The 14,832-nt window shown below is 42.1% G+C and carries 25 protein-coding genes; 1 reads left to right on the plus strand and 24 read right to left on the minus strand.

The window, feature by feature from the left end:
- Positions 1-134 precede the first annotated feature (134 nt).
- The 20 genes from AC1DE7_RS10165 to AC1DE7_RS10260 form a co-directional block, all read right to left on the minus strand.
- Entirely contained in the window at positions 135-1,364 is a 1,230-nt protein-coding gene (locus AC1DE7_RS10165) for a DNA sulfur modification protein DndB (RefSeq protein WP_477534292.1), read from the minus strand.
- Between the two features lie 12 nt (positions 1,365-1,376).
- Entirely contained in the window at positions 1,377-1,691 is a 315-nt protein-coding gene (locus AC1DE7_RS10170; protein WP_477534293.1) for a GIY-YIG nuclease family protein, read from the minus strand.
- 634 nt (positions 1,692-2,325) lie between these two features.
- The gene (locus tag AC1DE7_RS10175) at positions 2,326-3,783 is read right to left on the minus strand and encodes a DEAD/DEAH box helicase family protein (protein WP_477534445.1); all 1,458 of its coding nucleotides are present in this window, start codon (positions 3,781-3,783) and stop codon (positions 2,326-2,328) included.
- On the minus strand, positions 3,773-4,501 hold the full coding sequence (gene terS, locus AC1DE7_RS10180; protein WP_477534294.1) for a phage terminase small subunit: 729 nt from the start codon (positions 4,499-4,501) through the stop codon (positions 3,773-3,775). Before terS ends, AC1DE7_RS10175 begins: the two co-directional genes overlap by 11 nt.
- 262 nt (positions 4,502-4,763) lie before the next feature.
- Positions 4,764-5,324 (minus strand): tyrosine-type recombinase/integrase, encoded by a 561-nt coding sequence (locus AC1DE7_RS10185; protein WP_477534295.1) that lies wholly within the window; start codon positions 5,322-5,324, stop codon positions 4,764-4,766.
- Positions 5,321-5,491, minus strand: a complete 171-nt coding sequence (locus tag AC1DE7_RS10190; RefSeq protein ID WP_477534296.1) for a hypothetical protein — start codon at positions 5,489-5,491, stop codon at positions 5,321-5,323. Before AC1DE7_RS10190 ends, AC1DE7_RS10185 begins: the two co-directional genes overlap by 4 nt.
- A 117-nt stretch (positions 5,492-5,608) precedes the next feature.
- Positions 5,609-6,211 carry an AsnC family protein gene (locus tag AC1DE7_RS10195; RefSeq protein WP_477534297.1) on the minus strand — a complete coding sequence of 201 codons (603 nt, stop codon included), beginning with the start codon at positions 6,209-6,211 and terminating at the stop codon, positions 5,609-5,611.
- Positions 6,212-6,389: 178 nt separating this feature from the next.
- Complete coding sequence (locus tag AC1DE7_RS10200; protein ID WP_477534298.1) at positions 6,390-7,022, minus strand: hypothetical protein; 633 nt, start codon at positions 7,020-7,022, stop codon at positions 6,390-6,392.
- Complete coding sequence (locus AC1DE7_RS10205; RefSeq protein ID WP_477534299.1) at positions 7,019-7,249, minus strand: hypothetical protein; 231 nt, start codon at positions 7,247-7,249, stop codon at positions 7,019-7,021. The genes AC1DE7_RS10200 and AC1DE7_RS10205 overlap by 4 nt, the downstream gene beginning before the upstream one ends.
- Complete coding sequence (locus AC1DE7_RS10210) at positions 7,246-7,485, minus strand: hypothetical protein (protein WP_477534300.1); 240 nt, start codon at positions 7,483-7,485, stop codon at positions 7,246-7,248. Before AC1DE7_RS10210 ends, AC1DE7_RS10205 begins: the two co-directional genes overlap by 4 nt.
- Entirely contained in the window at positions 7,482-7,763 is a 282-nt protein-coding gene (locus AC1DE7_RS10215) for a hypothetical protein (RefSeq protein WP_477534301.1), read from the minus strand. Before AC1DE7_RS10215 ends, AC1DE7_RS10210 begins: the two co-directional genes overlap by 4 nt.
- A 44-nt stretch (positions 7,764-7,807) precedes the next feature.
- Complete coding sequence (locus AC1DE7_RS10220; RefSeq protein ID WP_477534302.1) at positions 7,808-8,239, minus strand: ASCH domain-containing protein; 432 nt, start codon at positions 8,237-8,239, stop codon at positions 7,808-7,810.
- Positions 8,236-8,448, minus strand: coding sequence for a hypothetical protein (locus tag AC1DE7_RS10225; protein WP_477534303.1), 213 nt, complete (start codon positions 8,446-8,448; stop codon positions 8,236-8,238). The genes AC1DE7_RS10220 and AC1DE7_RS10225 overlap by 4 nt, the downstream gene beginning before the upstream one ends.
- Positions 8,449-8,469: 21 nt before the next feature.
- Complete coding sequence (locus tag AC1DE7_RS10230) at positions 8,470-9,072, minus strand: hypothetical protein (protein WP_477534304.1); 603 nt, start codon at positions 9,070-9,072, stop codon at positions 8,470-8,472.
- 253 nt (positions 9,073-9,325) lie between these two features.
- Entirely contained in the window at positions 9,326-9,883 is a 558-nt protein-coding gene (locus AC1DE7_RS10235) for a hypothetical protein (RefSeq protein ID WP_477534305.1), read from the minus strand.
- On the minus strand, positions 9,849-10,022 hold the full coding sequence (locus tag AC1DE7_RS10240) for an FmdB family zinc ribbon protein (protein ID WP_164783333.1): 174 nt from the start codon (positions 10,020-10,022) through the stop codon (positions 9,849-9,851). The genes AC1DE7_RS10235 and AC1DE7_RS10240 overlap by 35 nt, the downstream gene beginning before the upstream one ends.
- Positions 10,023-10,106: 84 nt before the next feature.
- Positions 10,107-10,772, minus strand: coding sequence for an HNH endonuclease (locus AC1DE7_RS10245; protein WP_477534306.1), 666 nt, complete (start codon positions 10,770-10,772; stop codon positions 10,107-10,109).
- 64 nt (positions 10,773-10,836) lie between these two features.
- Positions 10,837-11,016 carry a hypothetical protein gene (locus AC1DE7_RS10250; protein ID WP_477534307.1) on the minus strand — a complete coding sequence of 60 codons (180 nt, stop codon included), beginning with the start codon at positions 11,014-11,016 and terminating at the stop codon, positions 10,837-10,839.
- Positions 11,017-11,029: 13 nt separating this feature from the next.
- A complete protein-coding gene (locus AC1DE7_RS10255; protein WP_477534308.1) occupies positions 11,030-11,209 on the minus strand; it encodes a hypothetical protein in 180 nt (59 codons plus the stop codon).
- Positions 11,210-11,322: 113 nt separating this feature from the next.
- Positions 11,323-11,484, minus strand: a complete 162-nt coding sequence (locus tag AC1DE7_RS10260) for a hypothetical protein (protein WP_193748451.1) — start codon at positions 11,482-11,484, stop codon at positions 11,323-11,325.
- Between the two features lie 144 nt (positions 11,485-11,628).
- On the opposite strand from AC1DE7_RS10260, the gene AC1DE7_RS10265 reads away from it, so the two are divergent.
- Positions 11,629-11,841 (plus strand): helix-turn-helix domain-containing protein, encoded by a 213-nt coding sequence (locus AC1DE7_RS10265; protein ID WP_477534309.1) that lies wholly within the window; start codon positions 11,629-11,631, stop codon positions 11,839-11,841.
- A gap of 27 nt (positions 11,842-11,868) precedes the next feature.
- Here AC1DE7_RS10265 and AC1DE7_RS10270 read toward each other — a convergent pair whose 3' ends face one another.
- The 4 genes from AC1DE7_RS10270 to dnaI form a co-directional block, all read right to left on the minus strand.
- On the minus strand, positions 11,869-12,162 hold the full coding sequence (locus AC1DE7_RS10270; RefSeq protein ID WP_477534310.1) for a hypothetical protein: 294 nt from the start codon (positions 12,160-12,162) through the stop codon (positions 11,869-11,871).
- Complete coding sequence (locus AC1DE7_RS10275; protein WP_477534311.1) at positions 12,122-12,634, minus strand: DUF1064 domain-containing protein; 513 nt, start codon at positions 12,632-12,634, stop codon at positions 12,122-12,124. Before AC1DE7_RS10275 ends, AC1DE7_RS10270 begins: the two co-directional genes overlap by 41 nt.
- Complete coding sequence (dnaN, locus tag AC1DE7_RS10280; RefSeq protein ID WP_477534312.1) at positions 12,634-13,764, minus strand: DNA polymerase III subunit beta; 1,131 nt, start codon at positions 13,762-13,764, stop codon at positions 12,634-12,636. The genes AC1DE7_RS10275 and dnaN overlap by 1 nt, the downstream gene beginning before the upstream one ends.
- A gap of 128 nt (positions 13,765-13,892) precedes the next feature.
- Positions 13,893-14,828, minus strand: coding sequence for a primosomal protein DnaI (dnaI, locus tag AC1DE7_RS10285; protein ID WP_477534313.1), 936 nt, complete (start codon positions 14,826-14,828; stop codon positions 13,893-13,895).
- Between the last annotated feature and the right edge of the window lie 4 nt (positions 14,829-14,832).

The raw sequence follows: 14,832 nt of genomic DNA on the forward strand, positions 1-14,832 counted from the left end.
AGTCGAATAATGTATTAAGATATCTTGCTTAAGATAAACGAGAAGAGAAACGGCACAGCCATATACCGCTTCCTACAACTGTTCGTTTCTTTCTCGCTCGATTCCCACAATCTTACGAGGCTCCAGAAATGCTTTTAAACCGGATCAGGAAGCATAGCATTGAAATCATTCTTTACTTTGCGATAGTCATTAAGAAGTGTTGCCTTTTCATTATCGTTAAATTCTGCACCAACCATATATGCAATAACTCGTGCAGCTAATTTTCTTGAGGTACTGTTAGCTTTTATTCTTCCGTTAGGTTCATACATAATATGCAACCAAATTTCAGAATCTGAACTCCAGTCTATTTTATTAAGCTGTTTGATTACCTCGTGAAGATCAGGCATGTTATGTGCTTTACAGTTCTGAATTGCTTCAATAAGAGCCATCTGTCCAACTGGTTTTCCAACAAGAACTTCTTCTCTCAACTTTCCTATCTCGGTAGAATGTATCATCTCAGTAAATAACTCAAACTCTTTAAGGAGTGTATCCCAAACCAATCTCACCCTATCGTAATGTTTCGCAAGATCAACTGGAAGTTCTTTTTTATTTACATTATAGGGATTTAGTAATATTTCTGCACTTTCATACAAAGTGCCTATTGTAGTGAATTGTTTGGAAGTTTTCGTTAATGTATTTGAGCGCCAATTTACTTGAGCTTCCTTAAGTGGTGCGTCAGGACCAATAAGTTTTCTAGAAATTAAAGCAAAAGGATCATCTTCTGAAGTTATAATATTGTCACCTTTTGAAGTGGGTTTCGCATGTTTGTTAATCTTGTTAAATATCTTTCTAATTTTATGCGAATTATTATCGTGCCGTATAAAAATTACGGTGATGTCTTCTTCCCCAAGGTCAGGATTGTGAGTCAAATCATCTGGTAAATCTACAAATTCTCCACCTTTTCCTTTACCCGTAATTGCTACTTGTAGTGCTTTCAAACGATGCTGACCATCAAGGGCAAACAAACTTTCACCACCGGTCATAACTAAGAATCCAAAGCCTTGTGCAGCACTCTCGTAGAACTTATTATTTGTTTTAAACGTAGATGATAAAGGTTCAAAATCTACTCCTTTATCATTGTAAATATCCACTATTAGTGAACCGAAGAATCGATCTTCTTCACTGAGTAGATAAGGAGCTAATTCAGATTTAATTCTTCCCCAGTTAATCTCCCTCTGAAGCCTTTCTTCAATTGTGAAATCATTCCATTCTACAAGTTCATCAGCAGATCTGATCTCTTTTATTACATCTGCTGCTTTCATAACCGTAAGGTAATATTCGGTACTTCCTAGTTTTCCTCTCAAAGACGGGTACAAACGCGCCATTATAAATTCCCCCTAATTAATTTTTTTATAACGAACCTCATTACATGTTGGTTCAAAACTTCTTATATAATCTTTTTCCTTCTCAATCATCTCTTTTTGAGAAATTGTTAATTCGTATCCAAATGTTAACCCTTCGTTGCTTACTACTCTTCGCTTCAATCGCCAATTGTGTGATTCTTTCAAGTGCTTTTTAAATCGTGTTCTTAAGTTCCGCGTTCTCCCTATGTATAAAACTTCATGAGTATTTACATCTTTTATAACATAGACTCCAGGAAGTTCAGGGAGTTGATACTCGCATCCTAAATTAAAAGAACATTGACTTTCCATACTAATTCTCCTCTCTGAAAATGTGATTCATTGCTATATTCAGTATTTTACATCAAATTGCACAACGATGTCAATAAATTGCGCAATTTAATTTTTGATTGCGCAATATTTTGTAATTGTTGTGCAATATGATATATCTATTTTTCCTTTCAATCTACGCCTAGATCACTTCATTAATGGTTTCTAGACCTAAATAAAAGCACAAGAACTTGCATAATCTCTCTTTTTATCATTCTGAAAGTGCTATCACTCGCTAACATCACTTTACAGCTAATGTAATCAAATTCACCTTCATCATCTAGGTAGCTTCGGTGATAAACTTCATGTTGGGTAATACATTGTCAGGCTGAGCAAGCGGTCTTTTTCTTTCATTTCCGCTTCTTTGTCAACGTTATATATAGTAATCCGTTCTGTCTGTTAGTGATGGCATTGGTACACTGATGTTCTCTATATTCTTACCTGCATGACTGGACCTCACGAAGAACCAAACGGTCTGTCGTAACTGCAGAACAGTTTCTAAATATTCTACAGCGCGTCGGGTAGGTTTCTCGTCAATCGCATTTAAAACGTATGTTGTGAGTTGTTTTTGCTTTGTTTTCTCATCAAACTTTGGTTAAAAGAAGGTGATTTCATTTTATCTTTTTACTGATACACCACTTATTGTTGGAAGCATCATAGAATGAGGTGTTCCCATCGAATATTCACCGAAGGTCAGGACATATGCGTCAGCTCTGTCAGGTGACTTTAATCCACGCTTTTTCATGTCCTTCTTACTTTCAAGGAGTATCTTCCCCTTACTGGTCATTGACCATTTTCTTGTAGTTAACTGGGATGTTAATACATCATCATCAGGTAGTTGTAACACAGCAGGGTCGTCGTTCATGTAATTGCTCATATTCTGCTCCAATTGTCCTTTAATGGATGCCCACATTTCTGCACCCAAATTCCCGTAATGCTCATCCAATGAGGATGTTCCATTGTTTATAGGAATGACCTCATATGGCAATCCTTCTTCAGCAATGATTTCATTCAGCCGATCTGTCACTCCACCACCCACACCAGTATCATCTATCCTTATTCTCGTATGAACGATTTCGGGGTACTGTGGAAGCAATTCTCTTATCAAGTTCAACACCCAGCCAGCAGTAACCATCGTATCTTTCTTGAAATGATGATGTTGCCCGACTGTTACGGGCCCTATCCCCGCGTACATAGACGTCTCATCATCGCCAAAACGAGCAACGTCACAGCCGATGGTCAGGATATCACCTACCGGTTCTAAGTTTACATCTTTGGCAGCAAATTCAGCCACTTCCAGAGCAATGAAGGTTTCTGATTCTCCACGAGGGAATTCCCCTTCAACCCGGACACGCCATACATCAGAACCTTTACCGTATTTACGTTCAAGCATAGCTATATTCTCTTTACTTGTCCGAGGGCTGTTCAGACAGGAAACTTTGTGCGTGTTGTAATCTGCCCGGTCCCTGTTGTGAGAATCATAAAACACACCGCTGGTCCGAGTCGGGTTTCCACACATGAGCAACTTATTGAATTCTCCTGAGAGTGTACCCAGGATCGCTTCCATAATCCGATCCTCAACCCCTGAAGCTTCGTCCACAATGAAAAGCATGTAGTCTTCATGGAAACCCTGCATGTTCTCAGGCTTGGTTGCTGTCCGGGCTGTAGCAAACCAGCGTTCCTCATAATTTCGCATGTAAATCTTAGTCTTTGTCCACTTGAGTATTCGCTTGAGCAGAGGACTCTTCTCTTGCCATTTACTTATCTCTGCCCAAAGTACATCATGTAGCTGCTGACGTGTAGGAGCTGTACAGATAACCTTCGGAAACGGGAAACACGATAGGAACCATAATGCCACCGCAGCTTCAAGACCGGTCTTACCAACACCCTGTCCAGATCGCACGGAAACTCGCGGACTTCCAGCTATGTCCATCAATACTTCTGCTTGCCACTCATCAGGAGTGAATTTCAGCAGCTCCACGCAAAAAAGAACCGGGTTCATCCGGTACTCAGGAATACGTTTTTTGAATGCAGCAAAGCGGCGTTTCGTTTGCGGAGACTCTTTACTCACCAGTTTCCACCGCCTTCACCCAATCTTCGATTAGATCATCCTCGGTATCTCCATCACCATTCTTCAGTTTCTCGATCTCAAGGCGGGTTTTCTCAACTTTGGCCTGCATCTGATTTAACTTCAATCTGCGTTCATCTTCCTGCGGCGTGATATCAAGGAATTGTTTGATAGCTCCCCTGATCTCACGCATGACCGTAGCTTCTGCCTTGATGAAACTAGCGTATTTATCCCAAGCAAATTGAATTTCCCATTCGTATTCATCTCCATACTCGCCTGGTTTCTCCCTTTTCAACTCTTTGGTCATATCCTCTTTATCTTTGATGAAGAAGATTCGCTGCGCCCAAATGATTTTACGGAATCCCTGGGTGATGTTATGCCAGATCATGTCTATAGGTTCCATTTGCTGCACTATATCAATGAGTTCAAGGTATTCAGCGTCTTGTGGCTCAAATTTACGGAACAGACCATGCGTGACAGCTTTCTGATTGCCGAGTGGACCCCCTTTACCACCTCTGTTGCCTTTAGCATTCTGATTGCCACGAGGAGCACCGGGTTTAGCGTTAGCCATCTTCCCTTCCCATTGATCAAGCGATTTCCACTTTCGGACTGATTCAGGTGTAATGCCCAACTTTTCCGCAATCTCTTTCGGCTTCATCACCCCGCCGCTATCTTTCCATATTTTGAACGCTTTCTTCCGATTCGGATTCTGTTTCCTGCTCACAAAATTATCACCACTTTCATGTAATTGAGTTGGAATTCCTATTTAAGGTCAGTAATAGTCAAACGTTACGAATCAAAATAAGCCTCCGTCTGAATCGCAGGCTGTTGTTCTATACTCATATCCACTAAATAATGTAAGTTGACTGAAACATAAAGGTAATAGTGTTTCACTCAGTTTAGGCATAAAATATTGCGTTTCTTCATCTAATGCCATGATATTTCTTTTGTGAGTGAACAAATCGTTGTATTATGTTTCACTCATTTCACCTCAACTTAAGAATTGCTCTGTCCATCATGTCTTGAGTCAGCCCAATGTAGTCCAAAGTCTCCCTTGGATCGCTGTGTCCGAACATCTCCATTAGTAACGCTAAATTCTCTGGATCGTCCATATACAGACGGTATGCCCAGGTCTTTCGCAATGAGTGAACACCTATATCTTTCAATCTAAATTCACGAGCGGCTTCACTCAGAAAACGATATGCAGTGGTCCGATCAATCGGCTGTTTCCGCATTCGACTTACTTTTTTAACTTGGCGGCTTGGAAATAGACAATCATTCGGGAACATGTCCGCAGTGTACTCATCGAGATCTGACCGAATACTCGGATGAATTATAAATGTTTTAGCATGCTTGTTCTTTTGCTCAACCATACTTATGTGAGTTCCCTTGGTTTGCCACACCCTGAGACTAAGCAAGTCAGAAACACGAAGTCCGCTGTATATACCCATACAAAAGAATAAGTAATTGCGCATGCTTCTTATATAGAAGTATTCCTTCATCCCTTCTATAACACGTTCGTCGCGAATTGGTTGTACCTTTCTCATTCAATCACCTTCTTTGACTCTTCTGATCCTTTCCAGCACCGCGGCATGATGCATAATTGATTTACACCTGTCCAAGTTCCCCATCCACACCCACGACACTGTTCCGGCTGCTTCTCCGATACCCTTGGAATAGCCGGTTCAGCTCTGCTGAAATAGTTACCCTCCACGCTCTTCCCTCCAATATAAAAAGGCCGCTCCTAAGAGCGACCTTTTTATTTACGTTATTTTATAGATTTAAGATAACATGCTTTTGATACATTCCCACTTCGGTTTTTAGCCTGTAATTATAGTAAATGTTTGACTGTATCAGAATTCCAATAGCCACGTCCACTTGTGGTGTATCGATCATAATTTGGTAAAGTTCCTCGACGTATACGATCTCGTATTGCTGCCGTAGAAACTCCCAAAGCTTTTGCAAGATCTGATTGAGAATACTCTCCCGGTTCATTTGTAAGCGAGTAAACTCGACCAGTTGGGGATATAGCCCGAATCGTGCGATTTTTATTTAATAAGTGCTCATTAGTTAAAGCCCAATTCCAATCTAACAAAATTTCATTAACTGCAATAGATTGATTCAATAATTCTATGTCCGAAGGAACTTTGAAATCGACTTCTCTTAATATATCTTCAACTACTTCTTTCCCGTGTTTTTTTACCAACTCACTTATTCTTTGATTCTGTAATTTCCTTTCAGTAAGAACTTTTTTCCACCAACTATAAGTGGCTTGACTTGCAGAAAATAACCCTTCCTCTGTCAATTCAATAAATTGACCATCAGAAAAACCTTCATACTTTTCAATGAATTTGTAAGCCATATCAATACCAGTCATTTCGTCAAAGAAATCCAGCTCTTCAACAACACCTGTTTCAATAATCTTCACTTTCACAAAATAACCTCCTTATGTTGGTTTTATCCTTTAAAGTGCACTATTTTTTTGGTGTATATAACATATCACGCCTTCTCTTATTAGAGAAGGGGAACACTCTGTTAAATTTAACGAACATTAGTTATGAGTAAAACAAAACAGTCGCTGGGGTTGTTTCCAGCGACTGTTTTGTTCATTTTCATATTGGTAACTTTAACCCAATCTCTCCATCTTGGTTCCTTCCACGACCGTAATCTATCATTACAAAGTCTAAAGTTCGATTGAATTTCAAACTATTAGCTATGTTGGCTATGGACTTGCGCCGCTTATCTGCAAAAGTAGTCGCCGCGATGCCAGGAACGTCCTTACGGTATCCTTTTTCCATGTAACTCTGGGCTTTCAAATATTTTTTGCCTTCCAAGAACAACAATCTCGCCGCAACTCCCTCATGGGGATCTTTAATGTTATTTATGGCAAATTTGACATTATTAGTTATGAACACGTATAATTTGTAGTTTTCATGACGCTTGTCCTTCATTATTACCGAATTAGCTGTAACGTCTGCTGTCAGCTCATGACCTGATTCTCGCTTGGCAACTGCACCCTCAGCAGACAGCAGCTCATAGGCTGACATTCCATTCTCGATCTGTTTGAGCGCATACTCATAATTTTGGATGATATCAATCATGTCTACATATTTTCCGAGAAGCCATTTGGTTTTACGGATATCTTCTTCATCTACATCCGAAAAAAAGTTTAACTGGATAATCTTATTAGTATCATCAGTGTCTTCCTGCTTAGATGTGATAACTATTACTTTTTCTGTGCTCATGCCGTTCCCTCCCGGATCTCCCGCTTACATTTTTCTCTCATCAATTCCAAGCACCGACCTTCGAACCACTCAAGTTCCCTCTTAACCTGATCCCGGTCTGAAGCAATCTTAGCATTAATTTCAGTCAGTTCTTTCATTGCTTGATCACGTTCGTTTATAGCTTCAATCAAATCCTCTGGATCTACGCCTTCCCACTCATTTATCAAACCAGCTACACGGTTGTTCATTCCACCACCAACTTCCCTAACTTTTTCAGGCTCCGTCTGCTATGAGACCCGGTGAATTTGTTGAGGTAAGCAATCTTTTTCATGGTTCGTGAGGAGTCCAATTGCGCTTTCATCCGATCAGGAAACGTCATTTCATGACAGTGTTCATCATATCTAATCTTTTGTGCCTCAAGACCGATCACCAGGCAGGATTGTATTGCAATGGCATCGTCGTAAGTTAACCCGAATTGTCTCATTCTGTATCCGCTCCTTCCTTGGGAGCCAACACAGGCTCTCCGTCACGTCTTACAACTGCTGGAATGCCTGTTACCGGGTCTACAATCAACAGATAGGTGTCATAATCGGAATCGATTTTTTCTGGGGTGTACGAAACAAATGGGTGCTCACATTTAGGGCAACAGTCAAGCTCTCGACCATCCAGTTCATAAAATGGGTGCTCACAGATATCGCAGTACATTGAAGTGATCTCAATTGCCATGTTGCTAGTTTTATAGAATTCGATTGTTTTGCTCATATCTTGTATATCCTCCTTAGTAGGGAGAGGCCCACGCCTCAACCCTAAAATTGGTTAGCTAAATTCCACAATCCTTGCTGCCCCTTAACCGGAAGAGGTTTCATTAGCATCTTTACATCCGACATTTCCCACGCATATCGACCGGGTTCAAAGTCTCCAAATTCGTATTCAGGAGAGTAGACCAATCTGTTCCCCTCTAATACATATCCGTCAGTCCATGTATCCACCGATTTAAGGCAGTTAGTTAATTGAGCTGTCGCCACAACCGCACCCACTGGTAAGTTGTCTATCATATATCCGTACTCTTCCAATGCTTTTCGGATTTCCGGTTCTTTGCAGGCTTCAGTGTCAATCTTCTTCCCGGCATGGATGGCAATTTCTCCCCGATGCTTGGTAGGCCAGCTACGTGTCTCGTACTGTTTTGCGCCAATGGCGATCAGTGTTGCCCACGGCTGAATAATTGTTATAGCCTTCATTGTTTCCCCACCCCCATCTCAATTTGTACTCCACACCAGCCGCAATACTTATGATTAAGGTCCAACACCGTCTTTCCACAAGCGCCGCAGTACGGCAGGGACACCAACCTTTCACCGACAGTTTGGTAGGCATGATTGCATTTAGGGCATTCTTGGTCTGTATAGTCCATATCCATCCGCTCCCGGAACACTATTTCAGCTTGGCTCATGTTATCTCTCCTTTAGTGGGCCTAACCCCATGGTTTTAAATATCCGATCTCAATCGCATAAGCACGGATTAAATCCATGTCCTCTTCCGGATATCCCCAATGCGGACTGTACAAGCCGCCGTAGCCGTTGTTATGGTTCGCATCATCATCACCCAAGATATAATCCCTAAAGTCGCACATAAGGCCCCAGAGTGTTCCTCCGTGTGAGAAATGATAGTGTTGGCCCGGTACTGACTCGTCCATAAGTAGTGGCCTATCCGTGTAATCGTCTACCAACCACAGCTGCCCATCTGCCCAATGAAATGCCGCAAATCGGTTATGCTGCTTACTGTACAAAAATTTCCGTCCTGACCTTCCGATTACTCTGATCAATTCATTTATCAGATCAATTCTGTCCTGGCCTGGATAAGGCGCTTCATTTCGCTTTGGTGTAGATTGACCAATCTTCCTTACCTTCACCATCTTGAGGAATTCAAGGTATTTCGCATCTGGATCATAGTCACTGAAGGAACTGAACTCTGCGCTCTTGGCCTTTCCTGGTGTTGGTGCTATTTGAAATGTTGTGAATGCTTCATCAAAATGAGCTGCTGAATACTGAAATTGGTACACGTTCATTGCTTCCATGTTTATCCGCTCCTTTGTGTGGTGGGAAGGGAGGTATTCCCTTATCCCTAATCAATCAAGCACGTCACAGACCGTAGCTTTATCAGGGTTCTTCCTCTTCGTGAGTCGTCGCTTAGCGGTCGGCATTGTCAGCCATACGATGTACTTTGCTGTTACACCCATCTGCTGGGCACATTGATATGACGTACCCATTGCTAACAATTTTTCTCCTTTATACACTGCGTATTGTTTCATGTTTGTTTCCCTTCCTCTGTTAAAAAAGTGTTAATTGCTCCGGTGCAGCTTGTTCGATAGCTTGTGCTGGTTCCTCTGCATCCACGATCTGCCTATCTTCTCTTTTCCATGTATGATTTCTCTCTTTCCACTTTTCCTTTGTCCAGCCGTAGAAATGATCAGCATGCCATTCCATGAATTCTTTTTTGACAGTTTCATTCTTCCAGATCCACGGTCGCCATTGGGCATGTGCATCCGCTTTATCTTTTGAAGGTTCATTAAGCATCCACCACCCAGGGTTTCCTAACTGGTATTCGCGATCAATGGCATCATACAGACCACCAGTTAAAGTGTGGTGAATGTTCCCGTAGTGGAAGGGATTCTTCTTGTTCCCTTTATCCTTGCTGATGCAGTCATAGACCAACACCTTATTTGAATCGAAAATGGATGGAACCATTTTGTATGCAACCAGTTCTCCTATTGCGAAATTAGGATGCTTTTGTAGAGCCAATACTCTCTCGTCCGCGCCGATCCAGTCCGTCGATGGTTTGGCAACAACGGGTTTATCGATTAGCTCCAGTTGGCTCAATTCGTTCACCGTCCTTTAATTGGATCAGTCGTGCATCTGTTCCGCCGCAATGCGGGCAAGCCGGTTCTTCGATTTCATTGTCCACTTCCTGTCGGATCGCGTAGCCTAGTCCGCATTCGCACTCATAAATATCCCATCGCGTGTTCATGTCTTATCTCCCTTCCTCTGTTATCCAGAGAAACACAACTCCAAATAACATTATAAATTCGTTGTTATATGAATTAATTGCATATTAATCATCGAAATGTCCGTATCCAAACGGGACTTGATGATTCTCTTCAACTCTTACAATATCGTTAATTAAAGTCTCGAAAATTGCGATCTGTTTATCATCCATCATTTCAATAAGTCTGACCTCTTTTGCTTTCAATGAACGTCCTGCCGCAGAAGAAATTAGTTCTTTAACCGGGTTCAAAGATTGCTGACGGTTCTGTTTCTCCTGATCCGCTTTCTGCTGCACCCCTTGCTTACGGTTGTACTCGCCCCAATCCTGTTCATCGAACCAGAAGCGGTCTCCGTATTTATCACGGAAGGCGGAAATCCAAAATTGGAGTAATTCTTCATTGGTTTGAATCCGATCATGACAGGGCCAGCAAAGACGAAGACCGTTGGTTTTAACTCCGCGCCCTTTCCTTCCTCGCGGATATACATGGTGAGTAGTTGTTGCTTCAACAAATTTGCAGCATTCACAAATCCCGTTTGATTCTTCGATAAACTGAGCTATGACTTCTTTCGGGAAATCTCCGCGCTCCTTCGAGCCTGGTCTGGATTGGTGATGGGCTAAAATGTCCTTCTTCCATTCAGGCACAGGCTTTTTGTCTTTCTTACTCCGCCCGAAGCTGCTCACTTTCTTTTCTTTTAGTTTTTTCTCCGGTTTCCAGAATGTCTGATGGGTCATTTCCTCATCCACCTTTCCTTCCTATTCCCTGTGCTTATGCTTATATTTTGAACCTATTTCACTGCTATTCCACTACGGATTTTATAGGCTCTAATAACCCAACGTGTTCCAAAACGGCATAGTGTGCTTGTCTTTCCTCGGCAGTCGCTTGAACTCCGTTTACCGAATATCCGACATAAAAAGCAATAGCTTGCTGCACTTCGGCAGGTTGCTCATCAAAGTTGTTCAAATCTACTGTACTCACATCAAAACCTCCCTTAAAATGCCGACAATCGACTGTACTTTTCATCAAATTTTGATTTAATGTCAGAAGGTAAATCACTGACAACTTCATCCCACACATTCAACAAATCTTTGTTATAAGAACTTGCCTGTCTAATCTGTGCATACCTTTCAGATAGAGCTGTGCAGAATTCATCTTTTTCAGCTTCAGTCATAGAGCAAACCTCCCTTTTGACTATTTAGTTCTAGCACAACGTTGATCGTTCCAGTACACTGTTTCATTGTTGAGGTCAGGAAATGTTTCCTTTGCCTCTGAGTGGTGCCAACCTCACTGGACGTATCCAGTGAACGCTCTGAGCCTAATGGCCTGTTTTCGTTCGCTCAGACGAACTTTCAACTCTCTAATCCAGATGGTAAGTAAAGTGAGGTCGTATTCAAATTCCCAATATCCATCGGTCCAGTATGGTGTTTCTTTGTAAGTTCTTCTCAAGTGATTCAGCCCCCATAATTTTATTCGTTATCGCATTACGTATATTTGTTCTTGACTTAATCATATACGATATCGAATATTCAGTCAATCCATCTTGCTAATAAATATTCGTTATCGTATAATCTCTTTGAAAGGGTGGCTGCTATGATTAACGTGAAACCTAATTTAATGCCTCTTTTAAAAGAAAAGGGGATTACTCAACAACAATTATCAGAAATGACCGGTATTCCTCAGGGATCGTTAAGTAGATTTGATAGAAATAGCCGACATGAGTCTACGCATTTGTTCACTATTGCAAGAGCGCTAGGTGTCGGCGTAGAAGATTTGTTTAAAACTCAGGAGCAAGAGGATAATTAAACCTCTGTGCTCCTTTTTAATTTCCATTCAGACGGGATTCTTAACTTCTGGAAGCTCCATCGTATCTCCCTCTTGCCTAAACTCGACTTGATTTGGATCGTATGTTGGTTCCCAATGAGCGTTTTCTTGTAAGATGCGTACAACGTCTTCAGCGTAAGTTTCGTCTGTATTTACGACCAGGTAGAGGTTAAATCCAACTTTCCCCTCCGAAACTCGACCATATTGAATTTTATGAAATAAGCGCAGCAATTCTTCTTTCTCCTGTTGGTTAAGATGCTTATTAATGTCCTCGTTTTTGATTACGGTATGTTTGATTTTCATTTTGCTTACTCCCTTCATCTACTCGTTTTTTAAGTGCATTCGCCGCTCGTTTACGCGCTGATTTTTCCTTCTTGTATTGTGCAAGAGCAATGAATTCTCCTCGCTTTTTAACAAGTATATATATTGGTAAAGTCGGATATTTAGCTTGGAATAGTTTCAGTTTGACTCGGAATGTGGAGGTCTCCATTCCTTTTATATCCACCACCCGCTGACTGCCATCTAATTCCGTTACCAGGAAGTCAGCAATGTAAGTGACCTTCGGTTTCTCTTGAAGAACAAATTTAGGATGACACTCGAAATCTTTGATATCTCCGTATTTCTTCTGCTGGAGGAGAAGTTGGTAATACTCGCCCTCAGCCACGCTGTCAAATCGTGTACCGGTTATATCCAGATTGTGCTTTTTAACGATCCATTCCGAGAACAATGTCCCGTCTTCAGTGACGATCACTTTGGTTGCATTATATTTGTTCATTACACTTCTTCCGTCCTATAAGGAAGTACAATGAGAACCGATCTTTCATCACTCTCATCCAGAATATAGATAGGTTTGACTTTACCTGAGCACACCAAAGTTACTTGATCTCCATCCAATGCTTTGATGGCATCCATGAAGTATTTTGAGTTTAAGGCAACAGCGAAATCCTCACCGCTAAACGACAGAGGAACAATGCTTTCACTTGCCTTGCCAGTCTCTTTCCCTTGTCCTCGAATACTCATTTCATCTTCTGAGATGTTAAGAATAATTTTGTTGTGTTTGTCTTCCTTTGCGAGTGTGTAAATCATTTCAAGACAATTCATTAACTCTTTTTTATCTACTGTTATTTTGGTGACACCCTCTGGCACAACTGACATCCGGCTCACATCCGGGAAGGCACCTTCCAGTACCCTGGAGTAAAAAGTGAATCTGTCCGTTCTCGCAAATACGTGGACCACTTCTCCTCCAGCAGACTTCGAGAAACCAAATTCGATATTGTCTTTATCCAAAATTATCTTTTGGAGATCCCCGAGTGCCTTGGCCTCAATAACAGCTCCGCCTAATTTAGCAACATCTGTGGCATACTCCGTTTTCGCAAGTCGATGTCTATCTGTCGCTTCAATACCAATCAAACCGTCATCGATATAGATGTGTGCTCCTGCGAGTATTGCTGCATTTTTACCCGTGGGATCGGCTGCATAAGTCGCCTTTTTGAACAATCTCCTGAGTTCCTTGCCAGTAGTTTCGAACAGCTCACTATCGTCAATAGTCGGCGCTTGCGGGAATTCCTCCGGATCGAAAATACCCATGTCGATTTCTTTTTTTCGGGACCTAATAATCACAGTAGTTCCCTTTGTCTCAATACTGACATCGCCAGTAAGTTTCTTCATCATTTCCAACGATAGTTTCGGGATCGCTATCACTCCATCTGAATCAACCTGGACATCCTTGCTGAAGATGTACGACTGAATTGTTGTCCGAGTATCCGTCCCTGTAACTTTAAGCCCTTCGCTGTTTGCTTCGATCAGGAAGCAATCAAGAATCGGCATGAGGCTCTTACTCGCAAAAGCCTTACTTGCATCTTCGAGAGCTTCAACTAGCAGCTCACTATCCACGACTATTTTCATAAGGTCGGATTCCCTCCTTCACAGCTCTTTTAGCATTAGGATTGCATGCTGGACAAGGACCCAACATCATCATTGCACCATTGAACTGGTACGTTACCTTTTGACCGTTACATGTTTTGCACATTCGGTTATCCCCTCCGTCTATTTCTTCCGCCTACTGGCAGCAACTTTACAAATGGTTCGATCCGCTCAATGATCCGAGCTGCCTTCTTCTCATCCTGAGATCCCTTGGCATTAGCAAAATGTTTGAACAACTCTTGTATCGTTAGATTGGATGTGTAGATGGTCGGCAACCGCTCCATACGTCTCTGGAGAACCGGACCAATAACTTCATCCCTTACCCAACCACTCATCGACTCTGCCCCAATATCATCCATGATAAGCACTGGTACCGTTCTGAGAGCATCCAGTTTCTTTGCTACGCTCTCTTTGGAGCCAATGCCATCCTTAACCTCTTCGATAAAGTCAGGTACGTACACCATGAGGACATCCACTTCACATTTAGCTAACTCCCGTGCGATAGCTCCGGCAAAAAGACTCTTGCCCACTCCCATTGGGCCGTACAAATACAAACCTTGAACCGTTTCCCTGGGAACAAATTCACTACAAAACTTCACTGCTCCCGCAATAGCCGCCATCCTCGGAGGATCAGGTTCAATGTCGTCAAAGGTGGCGTTCAAAATATGCTCAGGAATGAAGTGACTCTTAATTCGTTCCCCTATGCCCTGTTGTCGCTCGTAAGACTTCAACAGTTCGCATTTTTTAAGCCTAAATACCAGCTCGTCCACTTTGTCAGGGCTTGGTTCCTCAACGCTTCTGTGCCCTTTCTGGACGTTCTGACACCCTATTAGACCGGGGCACGTGGCGCATGCATCACATTGAGCCAAATGTTCCGATACATCCCTGTACCGTCTTGGGCTTACCAGGTCTCCTGAGCGATCAGGATAGGCCTGTCGGAGCCGTTTGATTTCCGGATGGCTCTCAATCTGCTGAATAGCTGCCTGCTGTCTTTCTGCAAACCTTGGGGGAATTAGTGCCTTGAGTTCCTCCTGAAAGCTGCCCATGTAC

Source organism: Paenibacillus sp. 10L310, from assembly GCF_056395745.1.